General features: G+C 68.7%; 14 protein-coding genes. 4 read left to right on the plus strand and 10 right to left on the minus strand.

All coding sequences use genetic code 11. The features are described 5' to 3' along the window. Window positions 1–56: 56 nt before the first annotated feature. The 3 genes from ON04_RS06950 to ON04_RS06960 all read left to right on the plus strand — a co-directional run bounded on the left by ON04_RS06950 (window position 57) and on the right by ON04_RS06960 (window position 1,607). Window positions 57–389, plus strand: a complete 333-nt coding sequence (locus ON04_RS06950) for a DUF3263 domain-containing protein (protein WP_010540877.1) — start codon at window positions 57–59, stop codon at window positions 387–389. 15 nt (window positions 390–404) lie between these two features. Continuing rightward, complete coding sequence (locus tag ON04_RS06955) at window positions 405–1,151, plus strand: LytR C-terminal domain-containing protein (protein WP_010540878.1); 747 nt, start codon at window positions 405–407, stop codon at window positions 1,149–1,151. A 90-nt stretch (window positions 1,152–1,241) separates the two neighbouring features. Continuing rightward, complete coding sequence (locus ON04_RS06960) at window positions 1,242–1,607, plus strand: hypothetical protein (protein WP_010540879.1); 366 nt, start codon at window positions 1,242–1,244, stop codon at window positions 1,605–1,607. A 474-nt stretch (window positions 1,608–2,081) separates the two neighbouring features. On the opposite strand, the gene ON04_RS06965 is transcribed toward ON04_RS06960, so the two are convergent. The 10 genes from ON04_RS06965 to ON04_RS07010 all read right to left on the minus strand — a co-directional run bounded on the left by ON04_RS06965 (window position 2,082) and on the right by ON04_RS07010 (window position 14,718). Beyond that, window positions 2,082–2,456 (minus strand): cation:proton antiporter, encoded by a 375-nt coding sequence (locus ON04_RS06965; protein ID WP_010540880.1) that lies wholly within the window; start codon window positions 2,454–2,456, stop codon window positions 2,082–2,084. Further along, window positions 2,456–2,746 carry a monovalent cation/H+ antiporter complex subunit F gene (locus tag ON04_RS06970; protein WP_010540881.1) on the minus strand — a complete coding sequence of 97 codons (291 nt, stop codon included), beginning with the start codon at window positions 2,744–2,746 and terminating at the stop codon, window positions 2,456–2,458. Before ON04_RS06970 ends, ON04_RS06965 begins: the two co-directional genes overlap by 1 nt. Continuing rightward, complete coding sequence (locus tag ON04_RS06975) at window positions 2,743–3,435, minus strand: Na+/H+ antiporter subunit E (protein ID WP_010540882.1); 693 nt, start codon at window positions 3,433–3,435, stop codon at window positions 2,743–2,745. Before ON04_RS06975 ends, ON04_RS06970 begins: the two co-directional genes overlap by 4 nt. A gap of 1 nt (window position 3,436) precedes the next feature. Next, window positions 3,437–5,062, minus strand: a complete 1,626-nt coding sequence (locus ON04_RS06980; RefSeq protein ID WP_010540883.1) for a Na+/H+ antiporter subunit D — start codon at window positions 5,060–5,062, stop codon at window positions 3,437–3,439. Further along, window positions 5,059–5,652, minus strand: coding sequence for a Na(+)/H(+) antiporter subunit C (locus tag ON04_RS06985; RefSeq protein ID WP_010540884.1), 594 nt, complete (start codon window positions 5,650–5,652; stop codon window positions 5,059–5,061). The genes ON04_RS06980 and ON04_RS06985 overlap by 4 nt, the downstream gene beginning before the upstream one ends. Further along, window positions 5,649–8,693 (minus strand): Na+/H+ antiporter subunit A, encoded by a 3,045-nt coding sequence (locus ON04_RS06990; RefSeq protein WP_010540885.1) that lies wholly within the window; start codon window positions 8,691–8,693, stop codon window positions 5,649–5,651. The genes ON04_RS06985 and ON04_RS06990 overlap by 4 nt, the downstream gene beginning before the upstream one ends. Before the next feature lie 131 nt (window positions 8,694–8,824). Further along, entirely contained in the window at window positions 8,825–9,382 is a 558-nt protein-coding gene (locus tag ON04_RS06995; protein ID WP_010540886.1) for a hypothetical protein, read from the minus strand. 196 nt (window positions 9,383–9,578) lie between these two features. Continuing rightward, window positions 9,579–11,810, minus strand: coding sequence for an AAA family ATPase (locus ON04_RS07000; protein WP_010540887.1), 2,232 nt, complete (start codon window positions 11,808–11,810; stop codon window positions 9,579–9,581). A gap of 87 nt (window positions 11,811–11,897) precedes the next feature. Beyond that, entirely contained in the window at window positions 11,898–13,085 is a 1,188-nt protein-coding gene (locus tag ON04_RS07005) for an alpha/beta hydrolase (RefSeq protein WP_010540888.1), read from the minus strand. 139 nt (window positions 13,086–13,224) lie between these two features. Continuing rightward, window positions 13,225–14,718, minus strand: a complete 1,494-nt coding sequence (locus tag ON04_RS07010; RefSeq protein ID WP_010540889.1) for a M20/M25/M40 family metallo-hydrolase — start codon at window positions 14,716–14,718, stop codon at window positions 13,225–13,227. A gap of 78 nt (window positions 14,719–14,796) precedes the next feature. Here ON04_RS07010 and ON04_RS07015 point away from each other — a divergent pair, with 78 nt between their 5' ends. After that, the gene (locus tag ON04_RS07015) at window positions 14,797–15,528 is read left to right on the plus strand and encodes a hypothetical protein (protein WP_010540890.1); all 732 of its coding nucleotides are present in this window, start codon (window positions 14,797–14,799) and stop codon (window positions 15,526–15,528) included. Window positions 15,529–15,564 lie beyond the last annotated feature (36 nt).

A 15,564-nucleotide genomic window follows, 5' to 3' on the forward strand; every position in this document is an offset into this window, starting at 1 on the left:
TCATCACGGTGGCGGGTCACGGATTTTCGCACTCACCCGAATCAGGAGGCGCGCACATGGGTCGAACGGCCGCATCGGCACGCGTGGATCAGGTTCAGGGCGACCAGGACACAACTGAATTGCACGCCGCCGACCCCGTCCTGTCCGACCGGGACCAGGCGATGCTCGAGTTCGAACGGCAGTGGTGGAAATTCGCCGGATCCAAGGAGGAGGCGATCCGGCAGAAGTTCGACATGACGGGCACCCGCTATTTCCAGATCCTCAACGATCTCATCGATCGCCCCGAGGCCCTGGCCGCGGACCCGCTCCTCGTCAAACGACTCCGCCGCATGCGCTCGAGCCGACAGAAGGCACGCGCGGCGCGCAACCTGGGAATGCGCCTCGACTGACCTACACTCGGTCGCGTGAGCTCCCCCGAGAACCCGCAGAACGACGCCCCGCAGTACGACGCGGACCAGTACGACACTGATCCGCGCGACGCCGATCCGTACGCGCCGGGCGACCCGGAAAACGAGCCCGGCGGCCCGCCCTACCGCGCCATCGCCATGGTGCTGTTGGCGGCGGTAGTGCTCGCTGTGGGCGTGGGGCTGGTCCAGCTGTTCGGGAGCGACGACGACGAGACTCCCACCGCTACCGACGAGACCACCTCGCAGGTCGAGCAGAGCGAGCAGAACGGGCAGGACGCCGCTGGTGAGGGCACTCCCGGCCAGGCAGGTCAGTCCGGGCAGGACGGCCAGCCCGACGCCTCCGCCCCCGGTACACCGGGCTCAAGCGACGGGCGGAACGGTCAGCCCGGGGACTCCGATGCTCCCGGCGAGCAGTCCACCGGCTCGAGCCCCGGCGATGTCGTCCCGGGCACCACCACCGTGCCCGTGCAGATCTACAACAACAGCAATGTCACCGGATTGGCTGCCCGCACGGGTGAGTCGCTGCGTGAGAACGGCTTCGCCGTGGGCGATGTGGCCAACATGCCCTCCAACCGGGGCGTGGTGGCCGAATCGACCGCGTTCTACGGGACGGGCCCGGGTGAGCAACAGGCCGCCGAGGCCGTCGCGGCTCAGTTGGGGATCTCAGCCAAGCCGCGACCGGCGGATATGGCGGGGGATGCGCCCGGGGTGATCGTGATCGTCACCCAGGACCTCGACCGCTGACCCCTGAGGATATGATGAGCCCACGGATTCCGCCTCGCGGCGTTCGTGCACCGTAGCGACTTGCAGCTTCCCGAGATCGAAGGAGCCCCCATGGCCCCGCGTCAGACCGCCCGCCGCCTCCTGGTCGCGGCTCCCGCACTCGCCCTCGCGCTCGCCGTGACCGCGTGCAGCCCGCCCAATGAGCAGCCGGCCGACCCCGATACGCCGTACACGCTGCCCACGTACTCCGAAGAGGCTAAGCCCACCACCTCGTCGACCGCTCCCGAGGCCGCCGACGGTGCGAACGCTGGCGCCGAGGGTGCCGAGGGCTCCATGGGTGAGGGTGCTACAGCTGAAGGCAGCGAGGGCGCCGCTGGCGAGAATGCGCCGTCCGGCATGGGCACCAACGGCGCGGCCACTGGCGCCGACCAGCAGGCGGGCCAGGGCATGAACGCTCCCGCGGCCCCGCCGGCGTAGCTCGACCACTGGTCGGTTCCCGCTGAAGCAATTGAACTTCCGTTCGGTGACCCACGGCCGCTGAACCCACATGAGCTCATCGCGCTCGAGCCCTGCCCCTGATGACGGGAGGCGGGGCTCGGGCTATTTCAGCCCATCGCCGTCTGCTGCCCCTGCACACGCCCCCGCCCCGCCCCTGCACACGCTCCGCCCGCCCGAGTTGCCCCCCACCGCCCGCCCGCGCACCCCGCCCGCGCACCCTGCGCGGCATCCGCTCCCGCGCCTGTACGCCGCCAACGCAGCCGCCACCCGCGATGCACTCGCGCACGCGCCGGCGCGGTGGCCGGAGTTCATCGACAGTCGCGCCTGTTTGCCGGTTGCGCAGGCGCGGGTGCAGATGCGCGATGGCGACTGTGGATCTAGCCGCAGATGCCCGATGCTGGCTGCGGCTGCGGCTGCGGCTGGGCGCGGGCTGCGTCTGGGGCGCAGGCCGGGTCAGTCGGTCCGACGACGACGGCGAGGGGACTCGCTGCTATTGAACTTCTCCAGCACGGGAGCCTCGTGAGTGATGGTGCCGTCCTCGACACTCTCCCGGTAGGCCACGTTGCCGACGCGGTTGGCGATCACGGGCGCTGTGCAGACGGCCACGATCGCGGCCAAGACGAGCATCCCCAGGTCGGTGTTCGGGTAGATCCGGATGCCGGCGCCGAACAGCACCAGCACCAGGCCGAGGACCTGTGGCTTGGCTGCCGGGTGCATGCGGCTCAGGGTGTCGCGGAAGCGGACGAGCCCGATAGCGCTCGCCAGGGTGAGCAGAGAACCGGCGAGGACGAACAGTGCGGAGATGATCTCCAGCAGGTCATCGTTCATCAGTTGGCCTCCTCGGGCTGTCCGGCGTTGTCACTGACACGGAACCGGGCCACCGATACCGACCCGAGGAACGCCACGAGTGCGAGCGCCACGAGTGCCGCGGATGCGGTGGTGTCCCTGGTCCAGGCGATGTAAACGCCGAGGCCGCCCTGCGCGATTGCGGCCAGCATGTCCAGCGAGATGAGTCGATCGAGCGTGTTGGGCCCGCCGACGAGACGAATCATGGCGGCAAACAATGCTGCGGTGAGCGCGATGACTGCCAGAGACCACAGAACGAGAGAGATGCTCATCGGGGGGTCTCCTGTTCCGCCGCGCTGTCACTGTCCGCCGAGCCGCGGCCCGCGCTGTCACTGTCCGCCGAGCCGCGGTTCGCGGGGCGAGTGTCTGCCGGCCCGCGGTCTGCCGGCCCGCTGTCCGCCGGTGCGGTGTAGTGGTCCGGGTCTGGCCGCCAGTTCTCAGGACGCTCGAAGGCTCGCTGGTACAGCTTCTCCACATTTGCGGTCTGGCGGCGGAACGCCTCGATGGCCTCGTCGGAGCCGGCGTCGAGCACGTGGACGTACACATACCGCGCGACAGGATCAACGCGGACGACGATGCCGCCGGGCATGAGGTTAAGCGAGTTGACGGCCAGTGCCAGCGTGAAGTCGGACTTCAGACGCATCGGAGCCCGGAGTACGGCCGGTTGCGGTGGAGCCTTGGGGCGGACGGACAGCCACGCCACGATCAACGACGAGCGGACGAGGTAATAGCCCACCATGATGACCAGCCACGCCGTCGAGACCGGGCGCATCAGTCCCTCGACGGGGACGCGGGGCAGTGGCAGCACCAGCATCACGAAGGTGGCCACCAGCACTCCGGCGGTGATGGTGCCGACATTGAAGGAGCCCCAGAGCAGTACCCAGGCGAACGCCAGCCACAGTGTCATGAAGACGCGGGAGGCGAACACCCGGAATTCCAGCCTCACCTTGCTGCGTGCCACGTCAACGCACCCCCGTCACGGAATCGACGTTTCGGCCGGGTGTGGAGTCGGCCGGGACCGTGCCCAGGTATTCGCTGCGTTGAAGCAAGCTCTCGGCGGCCCCGTCGGTCACAGTCAGCAGGGGGCCGGCGAAGACGGTCATCAGGAGCGAGACCACGATGAGCGCCCAGGTGGGAGCGAGCATGCTCAGCGGCATCCGGCCCACCTCCTCGCGTTCGTCGAACTCCACGTATTCGTCGGAGGGCAGCAGTGCGAGCGGCTTGGCCAGGGCGAGTGCACCCTCCGGGGCGTCGGCGCGGGGCCGCCAGAACGCCTTGGTCCACACGCGGACCATCACGTACAGCGTCAGCAGGCTGGTGACCATGGCGCCGCCGACGAGGACCCACATCAGTGGCCCGCCCACTTCGGCACCGGCCTGGACCACGGCGAGCTTGCCGACGAACCCGGAGAACGGCGGGATGCCGCCCAGGTTCAGCGCCGGGATGAGGAACGTGACGGCGAGGACGGGACTCGCCACTGCGAGCGAACCCAGGCGGCGCAGCGACGACGACCCCGCCTGCCGTTCGATCAGGCCCACCACAAGGAACAGGGTGGTCTGGACGATGATGTGGTGCCCCACGTAGTAGATCGCCGCGCTGAGCCCCGATTCAGTGGACAGGGCGATTCCGAAGATCATGTAGCCGATGTGGCTGACCAGGGTGAACGACAGTATTCGTTTGATGTCGGACTGGGCGACCGCGCCGAGGATGCCCACCACCATCGTCAGCAGGCCGGCTACCAGTAGGACCCCGTTCATGCTCCCGCCGGGAAAGACGAGTGTGTGGAAGCGGATGATCGCGTAGACGCCGACCTTGGTCAATAGCCCGGCGAACACGGCGGTGACCGGCGCGGGAGCTGTGGGGTAGGAGTCCGGCAGCCAGGTGGACAGCGGGAACACGGCGGCCTTGATGCCGAACGCCACCAGGAACACCGCGAAGATCGTGTTGCGCAGGCCTTCCGGTACCTCGGACATCCGGTTGGCGAGCTGGGCCAGGTTGAGGGTGCCGGCGGCCGAGTAGGTCAGGCCGATGCCGAGCAGGAACACCATCGAGGAGACCATCGAGACAACGGTGTACGAGACGCCGGCGCGGACGCGCTCCTGACTGGCACCCAGAGTGAGCAGCACGTAGGACGCCGAGAGCAGGATCTCGAAACCGACGAACAGGTTGAACAGGTCACCGGCGATGAAGGCGGCGTTCAGCCCCGCGGCCAGAGCGAGATAGGTGGGCAGGAAGATCGAGGTGGGCTGGTCGCCCTCGCCGTCCCGGACACCCTGCCCCACGGCGTAGATGATCACCGACAGCAGGACAACTGCGGAGACGCACAGCATGAGCGCGCTGAGCCGGTCCGCTACCAGGGTGATGCCGACAGGGGCGTCCCAGCCGCCGACCTGCACGGTGTGCATTCCGTGGCTCTCGGTCAAGACCAGCAGGATCCCGGAGATCGCCAGCACGGCGGTCAGGGTGATGATCGTGATGATGTTCTGGACACGCGGGCGCCGGGAGACCACCAGGCACAGCGCCGCGGCCAGCAGCGGCAGCAGGAATACCGACGGGATGAGGTAGCCGAAGAGGTCGGGGGAGATCACGAGCCCTCCTGCCGTCCGGGGTTTCGGGGCTTCCTGGTGCGCAAAGTGCGCGCCCGGGCCTCCGCCGCCGCTTTGGCTTCTGCATCCGCGCGGGCTTCGGCCTGTGCTTCCGCTTCCGCTTCTTCGAGGTCCTCGTCGTCGTAGTCGACGTATTCACCCAGTTCGGTGGGCTGACCGGTGAGATGGTCGTCGGACAGGTCGCGGTCCGGCGCCGACCAGGCGTCGGTCGGGGAGCGCCGCGCGATCTTGGTGTCCTCGGCGTCGTCGGCCACCTCGTCCATGGTGGTGAACTGGTAGGAGCGGTACGCGAGCGCGAGGATGAACGCCCCGACGCCAGCGGTGATCACGATGGCGGTGAGGATCATGGCCTGCGACAGCGGATCCGAGTCGACGGTGTTGTCGCCCCAGCCGCGACCACGGATGGGTGGATTCCCGGGAGGTCCGCCGGCGGCCAGGATGAGCAGATTGACGCCGTTGGACAGGATCATCAGGCCCAGCAGGATCTTGATGATCGCGCGTTCCAACAGCAGGTAGACCCCGGCGGCGCTGAGGATGCCTGCGAGGAGTAGCAGTGTGAAGTCAGCGGTCATGGCATCCCCTGGGGCGTGGCGCCCTGGTTCTCGGCGGCTTCGAGGCGCGCTGCGCGGCGGGCGGCGAGGTCGGAGCGTGGCCCGGAGGGGTCGACGCCCTCCACGCTGCGGAGGGCGGAGGTCGACGGCGAGTCGGTGGCGTCCACGTAGACGGCACGGAGCTCCTCGAGGTCCTCGGCGTCGAGATCGAGCCTGGCGCCGAGGCTACGGAGGATGTCCAGGACGAGCCCGACGACGATGAGGTAGACGCCTGCGTCGAAGAACAGTGCCGTGACGAGCTTGACGTCCCCGAACACCGGGAGCGTCCACTCGAAGGTGGCGCTGGACAGGGCGGGCGCTCCGAACGCCATGGAGGCGGTCGCCGTGCCGGCGGCGAGCAGGAGCCCGACCCCTAGGATGCGCCCGGCGTCGACGGGGATCGCCTCGCCGAGTTCGTACCGGCCGCCCGCGAGGTAACGCAGGACCAGGGCCAGCCCCGCGACCAGACCCCCGGCGAATCCACCGCCGGGGTTGTTGTGGCCGGCGAAGAAGAAGAACAGACTCAGGATCATCATCGTGGGGAAGATGAGTCTGGTGGTGACCTCGAGGACCAGGGAGCGGGCTCGCGGATCGCGGACGGTCGCACCGACCAGCCAGCGGCCGGGGGAGGCACCGGGCGCTTCGATGACAATCCGGGCGGCCTCCATGCCACGGCGACCCGACAGTGTCTTGTCGGCGTCGGCGATCCGTGGTCCGGAACCGTACCTGCGATTGCGGAAGACCAGGCTGGCCACGCCGGTGGCGGCGACCAACAGAACGGTGATCTCCCCGAGGGTGTCCCATGCGCGGATGTCGACCAGTGTCACGTTGACGGAGTTGGCGCCGTTGCCGATGCGGTAGGCGAGGTCCGGGAACGCCTGGGACACCGCCGGGTGCTGGCGGGCGTTGATGGCGTACGCCCCGACGATCATCACGAGCAGACCCACGCCGATGCCCAGCCAGGCCCGGAGCCGACGGAACCCGTTGGACAGGGGCACTTCGGCCGGCATGGTGCGCAGGACCAGGACGAACGCGACCATCATCAGGGTCTCGACGAGGACCTGCGTGAGCGCGAGGTCGGGAGCGCCATGGAAGGCGAAGATGATCGCGAGACCGTAGCCGGTCACGGACATGCATATGACCGCTGCGAGACGGTTGCGTAGGACCGTGGCGGCGACCGCGGCGACGGTCATGGGGATCATGACGAACAGCACGACGGGATTGCCGGACAGTTCCATCCGGAGTCCCTCGCGCGTTCCGACCAGCAGCGCACCGAACGGGAACACCACCAGCGTGACCAGGATGATGCCCAGGGTCAGCGGGAGTGAGCCGCGCTGGATGCTCGCGGTGAGGCGCAGTGACAGAACGTCGAAGAACCGGAGGACCGCGTCGTAGATCCGGTCGGCGTTACCGAGGGCCGGCGATTCGAACTGCATTCGCTCGACGACTCGCTGTGCGATGTAGAGCAGCGAACCGAGGACGTAGACGACGAGCGTCAGGGCGAGCGGTATCCCGATGCCGTGCCACAGTGCGAGGTGGTGCACGTCGTCCGCGCGCCACGCGCTACCGGTCGGGAACGCCCCGTCGACAAACCGGACGATCTGGCCCTCCACGGGCGCGGACCACACGCCCAGGAGGAGTCCGGTGGTGGCGAGGATGGCGGGCACGGAGAGGAAGAGCGGGCCGGCGGGACGGGAACCGGCCACGGCGGGGCTGATGCTGTCGGAGAACTCGTGCTTGGAGCGGAAAGCCCCCATGACCAGACGCGCCGTGTACGCGAAGGTGAGAACGGAGCCCGCGACGAGTCCGGCGGTCACGACTATCGCAGGCATGCCGTGGAGTCGCTCCTCGGACAGCACCGTGGCGAACGAGGCCTCTTTCCCGACGAAACCGAGGAACGGCGGCAGCCCGGCCATGGACGCCGCTGCCATGGTGAAGAACACCGCTAATGCGGGACGGGTACGGCCCAGGCCGGAAAGCTCGCGGATATCGCGCGTGCCGGTGGTCTTGTCGATCACGCCGACGGCCATGAACAATGCGGACTTGAACAGAGAGTGGGCCAGCAGCATGGTCAGGCCGGCGAGCATCGTGTCGCGTGACCCGATACCCACCAGCACCAGCATGAAGCCCAGCTGGGAGACGGTGCCGAACGCCAGGACCAGTTTGAGGTCGGTCTCGCGGAGCGCACGCCAGCCGGCCATGAGCAGGGAGATCAGGCCCAGGGTGATGAGCGGCAGCTGCCACGTCGACGAGCCGGACATGCCCGGGCTGAAAGCGGCCACCAGGAACACCCCGGCTTTGACCATGGCCGCGGAGTGCAGGTACGCACTCACCGGGGTGGGGGCGGTCATGGCTCCCGGGAGCCAGAAGTGCAGTGGCGCGATAGCCGATTTGCTGGTGGCGCCGACGATCACCAGGACCAGTGCCCAGTGGACGGGCTCGCCTGATGGTGGCGTCGCCACGACATCGCTGAGCAGGTACGATCCGGCTTCTTGCGCCAGGATGATCATGCCGACGAGCATCGCCAGACCACCGAGGGTGGTCACGAGTAGTGCCTGGGTGGCTGCGCGCCGCGAGGACGCTCGCGCGGAATAGTGGCCGACCAGCAGGAAGCTCAGGACGGAGGTGATCTCCCAGAAGATGTAGAGCAGGATCATGTTGTCGGCCACCACCAGGCCGAACATGACGCCGGCAAACGCCACGAGCTCTGCCGCGAACAGGTGCAGACGAGGTTCAGAGTCCTCGAAGTACCAGGTGCAGTAGAGGAGCACGAGCGCACCCACGCCGAGCGCGATGAGAGACATCAGCGCGGACAATCCGTCCATCCGCAGGTTGAACGCCAGGTTGATAGCCGGGGCCCACTGGATCGTCTCGGTGGGCACCTGGTTGAGGTTGGCCGCCACCCAGACTGCTCCGGCGGCGGGGACCAGAGCGAGGAGCGGGAAAGCGCGACGTCCGAGACGAAACACCAGTGGGATCGCGATCAGAGCGGCCACGGCGTGGGCCGCGAGGATCACAATCACCGGCGGCTCCTCTCGTTGCGTCGAACGGACGACGACATGCGATTACCCCGCCCAGTGGGGGCGGTGTGCCAGCGATCGACCGGGGCGAGTTTCTCTGGGTTACTTTACAGAACGGTGTTTCGAGGACGCCTTCAGCGCAGGTGGAGACGGGTCGCGGCGCTGAGGAGTGCAGCGATTGAAGCCGCGGAGGAACTTTCCCCGAACCCCACGGCCCAGACGGGGCGTCGTCCGCAGGTGGCGCGCAGGATCGTGCACCACGATTCGGTCTGGTCGAACGCGTGTCCCTCGTACTGGTGGAAGCGTTCGATCTCGACGCGCGCCCCGATCTGTCCCAGCATCTCGGACATCGCGGTGAGGTCGCCACAGGACTCGGTGGTCAGTCTGTGCGCGGTGAACTCCCCGGGTGCGTCGTGGGGGGAGCGGGTGGCCAGGATCGCCTCGTAGGCGGTCATTCCGCGGCCCAGCGGACGGCGGGAGAACTCGGCCAGGTGAAAGTGGTCGGACGACGGAGCGTAGGTGTCGAGCAGTGTGCGCCAGTCCAGGCCCGCGGCCTCGTCTGCGAACCCGCGGGGCATTCGACGGCCGAATCGGTCTTGGAACGGGCTCGTCGAGTTCGGCGCGGTGGAGTTCGGCGCAGTGGAGTTCTGAGCTGTGGACGACCGTGAGGTGGTGGATGCGCTGGCGTTCATGATTTTCTCGTTTCGCGACGTCGGGAATGTGACCGACGACGGAGGAGCAACCACGCAACGGGGGTGCCGGTCTGTCAGGCCCCGTTACGTCCGGCTACTACGAGAATCGCGCGCATGACACAGGACTCTAGACGCTGCGCTCCGACCCCGGCAAGGCGAGGGCCGGAGCCCAGGCGCCCAGTGGCAGACACAGGCTTCAGCTCTGGCGCCGCTGCGCGTACTGTCGCAGGCTCTCTACCTGCTCCGTGTCGAGGGAGGGCGTGACCGCCCCCCGAGCGCGGTCGACGTCTTCCGCGGTGACCTCGGCGGCATCGATGTCGCGGCGCATCGCGGTGAGCGCGGACTCACGCAGCAGTGCGGCGCAGTCCGCGGCGGAGTACCCGTGGAGATCCGCGGCGAGAGCATCAAGGTCCACGTCCTGGGCCAGCGGGACGTCGCGGCCGGCAGCGCGGAGGATGTCGGCCCTGGCCTCGGCATCCGGCGGGGGCACAAAGACGAGGCGTTCGAGCCGGCCGGGTCGCAGCAGTGCCGGGTCGATGAGCTCAGGCCGGTTGGTGGCGCCGAGGACCACCACGTTGTCCAGTGGCTCGGCCCCGTCGAGTTCGGTGAGCAGAGCGGCCACCACGCGGTCGCCGACCCCGGAGTCGCTCGACTGACCCCGGCGTGGGGCGAGCGCGTCGATCTCGTCGAGAAACACGAGCGAGGGTGCGGAGTCGCGGGCCCTTCGGAAAAGATCCCGGACGGCCTTCTCCGACGAGCCGACCCACTTGTCCATCAGTTCGCCGCCCTTGACCATGTGCACCGTCAGTCGACCGCTTGCGGCGAGGGCCCGCACGATGAACGTCTTGCCGCAGCCCGGTGGGCCGTAGAGCAGGACACCCCGTGGTGGCTGGACCCCCAGCCGCTCGAAGGACTCTCGGTGCTGCAGTGGCCACAGCACGGTCTCGGTCAGGGCCTGCCGGACCTCCACCATGTCGCCCACGTCATCGAGGGTGATCGCTCCCAGACTCAGTTCCTCGGTGCCCGACCGGGACAAGGGTCGGATCACGCTGATCGCGCCCACCAGGTCGCCCTGCTCGAGACGGGCGCCGGTGTCGGACCCATCGGTCCCCGCCGCGCCGTCGCCGGTGGCCCGGGTCGCCGCACGCAGCGCCGCCTCACGGGTCAGGGCGCGCAGGTCGCCCGCAACGTAGCCGGGGGTCCGGTCCGCCACGGCCGCCAGGTCGAGGTCCGCGGTGGGCACACCCCGCAGCATCACCGCGAGCAGGGCGGCGCGGGCGGTGGCATCGGGGAGCGGCAGGTCCAGCACGCGGTCACACACGTCGGGTTCGCGGAGGCGGGCGTCGGCGTCCTCGGGGCGGGAGCACGTCGCAATAAGCGCCGAACCCGGGTGGGCCACTACCGAGCGCAGCCGATCGAGCACCAGCGTCGCCACGGGCTCGGACTCCGCCGGGAGCAGTGCGTCGACGTCGGTGATCAGCAGGATCCCACCGCTCTCGCGGACCCGTTCCGCGGCCGCACGGATTGCCTCCAGCCGCGAGGCCGCGTCGAGTGCGCCGACGGACGGCCCGTCCACCACGTCGAGCCGCCTGTCTCCGGCGACGGATCGTACGAGGGTCGCCTTGCCCACACCCGGCGGGCCGGCCACCAGCACGCCCAGGTGCGGGGAGGCGCCGAGCGTGCGCAGTAGCTCCGCCCGGTCGAGGGCGAGGGTGAGCCACTGCTCCAGGACCTCTGCTTGGTCGGCCACACCCACCAGGTCCGTGCGATCGATGCCGGTGATCGCGACGCTGTCTCCGGGGGCGTCGATTGTCGCGGTCTCACCAGGTACGGCGGGCTCGGTGGGCGTTGTCGAACCACGGCTGGAGGCTCCCGTTGTGACGACCGCCGTGCTTGGCTGTACTGACACGACGCCGTCCGGCACTGTCGCGGTGACGGTCAGCAGCTCGGTGCTCCAGAGCGCGCCCATGGAGTTGCGAAGTGTGCGGGTGGCGTCGGCTGTGGGGAAGTCGGGACCGAGATCGCGGGGCAGGAGCGTCACGGAGTCGCCCACCCGCACGACCTTGCCGAGCAGCGCCGACCTGAGGATCCGCTCGGCGACGCCGCGACCAGCGGTCGGCAGGCCCTGGACCTCGATCGACTGTGCCCCCGTCACGCTGGCAGCCCGGACGGTGACGCGCGCGTCCTCGCCTAGGCCGCAGTTGGCGGCCACCACCTCATCGATCACGAGAATGCCGCTGGGCGCGGCCCCGCCGGCTGCCGCGACCACGGCTGCGGTGGTCCGTGCACCCACGATCTCGATGGCATCCCACTCGCGCATGCCCAGCGCCAGTAGCACCTCCGGGTGCGCACGCACGATCCCCCGTCGAGAGTCGGCTGCGGACGCCGACACACGCAGGGTCAGATCGAGATCGGGGGGTGGGGTCACGGCTCAGAGCTTAATGGCGGCCCGCCGGGTGGGGCGGGCCGCCATGGACCGAGACCGTCAGTACGGTTTCGGCCATTACAGTTCCGGTCAGTACAGCGAATGCTTGATGGAGTTCCAGGCGACGGGGATCTGCTTGGAGTAGTACGACCAGTTGTGCATGCCGGTGGGCAGATGGTCGATCTCCGCCGGGATTCCCAGTTCCCGCAGGCGGCGGTCGGCGGCCCAAGTGCACTGGCCGGTCGCCTGTTCGAGCGCCATGCCGGCGACGAAATTGGCGGCGTCGTTGTTGTAGTCCTCCCAGTCGCCGGGGTTGGCCACTCCGGTACCCGAAGACAGGTAGATTGCCTTGCCGCTCAACTTGTCGGCGTTGATCAGGGCATCGTTCGCCACCCACTGCTTGTTGCCCGGCTCGCCCCACATGTTGGTCAGCGTGGCGCCGCGGCTCTCCACGGTGTAGCGGGTGAGGATCTGGCCGAGCGCGTCGGTCGAGTAGCAGCCCGAGACGCCGAATACGCCCTCGTACAGGTCGGGGTGCCGGGTCGCGATGGTCACGGCGGCGCCGGCGCCCATCGAGATGCCGCCGATCGCGCGATTGGGATTGGTGCTGAACTTGGGCTCGAAAAGCTTAGGAAGATCGCGCGTAATAAAGGTCTCCCACTTGCTGATGCCCAGTACCGGGTCTTGATCGTTCCAGTCCGCCCACATCGAGCCCTGACCGCCGGTCGGGATGATGAGGTTGACGTCTTCGTTCTCAAACTGCTCTTTGGCGCCCCACTGCATGAAGCCGCTGGGCAGCTCGGAGCCGACACCGTCGAGGAGGTAGAGAAACGGGGCGTTGGGCTTGGCCGCGCGATAGACCTCGACGGTGATCCCGCGCTTCATATCGCCGGAGTCGATGAGCCACTGCTCGTAGCGGCCGTCCTTCTTGGTCATCGTGATGACCTTCGTGTCGCCGATGTTCGGGTTGGGTTGCGGCGACGGCGGCGGGGTGCCGGCGAACATGTTCGGAGAGAAGCCGAGCTGGTTGGCCAGCCCCATCATCGAGGACCCGGACGAGCCCGGGAGATTGCCGAAGTAGAGCAATTGGCTCAGACTCTCCGGGTTGAGCACGGCACCGAGCCCGTCGTTCGCGATCTGCTCTGGGCTGATCGACCCCGGCAGTGCCTGCGCCGCGGACGCGGGGACCAACCCAACGGTCAGCGCGGCAGCGGCCGCGGTCGCGAGTAGGGCGCGGCCGGTGCGACGAACGGGGCGGGTGAGTTCGGGAACGGGCATGGCAACTCCTGGTTTCGGGCGGCGGCGATCACAACCACCACTTGAGACGATATCGGACCATCCAGTCACACTGTTACCGCGGCGGCGCGGTTGGATTGCCCGGTGGTGTGCGCGTCCTGGATCCGCTTCTGTCGTCTGCTTAGGCGTAGCGCTGCAGGAACGCGGCCTCCGCCAGTGCGATGCGTTGAATCTCCCGCGGGTCGACGCTCTCGTCGGGGGAGTGGATCGCGGCCGCCGGGTCTTCGACGCCGAACAGGGCGATGCTCGCCTCGGGATGCACCCGTCGCAGCGCCGTGCACAGTGGAATGGATCCGCCGGAGCCGATCTCCGCGACCTCGTCCGCGCCGTACGCCTCCGCCAGACACTGGGACAGCAGATCGTGCACCGGGTCAGTCTGGCCGGCGGGCACCGAGCGGAAAGGGTAACCGACGGTCTCCTTGGTCACCCTCACCCGGGCGTTCCACGGCGTGCGCTGCTCGATGTGCTCGGCGAGCTTCCGCTGCGCCTCGACCGGGTCCATGCCGGGCGGGACCCGAAGGTTGATCAGTGCACGTGCATGCGGTTGGACGGCGGCGATCGCACCCTCGACCGGTGGGCAGTCGATTCCGAGAACGGTCACCGCGGGGCGCGCCCACACGAGATCCGCGATTGGTGCCGCAGACGAGACCTCCACGCCGTCGAGCACGCCGGCGTCGCCGCGGAACGTGCTCTGCGGGTAGGGCTGCCCGTCCCACTCGCCCGAGAAGTCGAGGCCGTCAACGGTGGTCGCGCCGGTCTCCGGGTCCCGGAACGAGGCGAGGATCGAGATGAGGGCGGCCAGTGCGTCGGGCGCCGCGCCACCGAACTGGCCCGAGTGCACCCCGGCCTCCAGGGTGTCGACGGAGACGACGAGATTGGCGATGCCCCGCAGGCTGGTCGTGAGCGTGGGTGTCCCCACCGAGACGTTCCCGGAGTCGACGATGAGGATGGCGTCGGCCTCCACCAGGTCCGGCCGGGATGCCACGAGATCGTCCAACCCTCCGCCCCCGGTCTCCTCGGAGCCCTCCACGACGAGTCGGATTCCCAGTCCGGACAGCGGGTCCGTTCCCGGAGCGGCCGCGGTGTCGTCGTCGTTTCCGGCCCCGCCGGCCTCGCCGATCGCGTTCGGCGTCGCCCCGCCCAGGGCTGCCAGCGCACGCAGGGCGGTGAGGTGGACGACCAGGTTTCCCTTGCAGTCGGCGGCGCCACGGCCGTACCAGCGCCCATCGCGCTCGGTGAGCTCCCATGGCGAGGCCGACCACTCGGCCGGATCGCCAGAGGGTTGAACGTCGTAATGGCTGTAGAGCAGCACCGTGGGGCGACCCGGCGCGGCGGGACGGTGGGCGAACACCGCTCGTGAACCGTCCGAGGTCTCGATCACCTCGACAGCCTCGGGCCCCAGCCCTGGCACCGGCAATTCGGTGAGGAGTGTGCGCACGAGTTCACACGCCTGCGCGCACGCCTCCGGCTCTGTCCCGTGGACCGATGGGATCGCCACGAGGTCGGCCAGGTCGTTGCGAGCCCGCTCCAGCTGCGCGGTGACGGCCGCGGCGAGCGCGTTGAGTCGGGGGTGCGGGGCGGCGAGGGGATCGGTGTGCGCGGAGGTGTCAGCCATGACCCCAGTATGCGTGCCGGGTACGACACGTTCCCAAGTGAACGACAGATGAACAGCAGATGACGTAAAGTGACGGATATGAGCTTTGTGATTGTGGTCACCCCGGCCGATCCCCAGTTCCGTGATGCCTCCGGTCTCGAGGATCTGCCCGCGCACCTTCGTGCGGACCTCGAGGCGTTCCGTGACGAGGTCTGCGAGCGCTTTCCCGAGGCCGATGCAATCGGTCAGACGGGCGGACTGTGCGCGCGACCGACGATCGAGGGCGTTGGTGTGGTGATCCGCCCCGAGGTGATCACCCGGCCGCTGGTCGTCAACGCCGTCATGAGGTTCGCGGCGCCCCGCCAGCTCCTGGTGACCTCGCCTGAACTGGGACTCGAGGCTGACCCGCGGTGCCGCGTCGGTATCGACGTCCACCGGCGCCCCACCGTGACGGGTGCCGGGATCACTGATCACGCCATGCGCGGCCGGCCGTACGGCACGCTGCCCTGGATCACCCGCGACCTGCTGCTCGGGCTGGTGGGAAAACTCGAGTTCGACGGCGACCGTCTCGAGATGGAGGCCGACATCGATCGGTGGTTCCGCTACGAGCTTCTCGACGGGGCCCTGGAGGTCACCGTGTGCGACGGTCCGGCTGGCGAACTGTTCCGTCTGACCCTCGAACAGGCCGACGCCACCCTCGCGGCCGACGCCGGATGGGCATGGGCGCGGTGCGCAGATGACTGGGCGGACTTCTTCGCTCGCTCCGGTCGCGCGGCGGCGTCCGAAGCCTCGTCCTCCGGGCCGACGAACGGGGAAGTCGCCGCGGCCTGACCCGCGACCGTCCTGCCGGGATGTGCTGATAGCGGC

This window comes from Dietzia alimentaria 72, assembly GCF_000226215.1.
Classification (GTDB): domain Bacteria; phylum Actinomycetota; class Actinomycetes; order Mycobacteriales; family Mycobacteriaceae; genus Dietzia; species Dietzia alimentaria.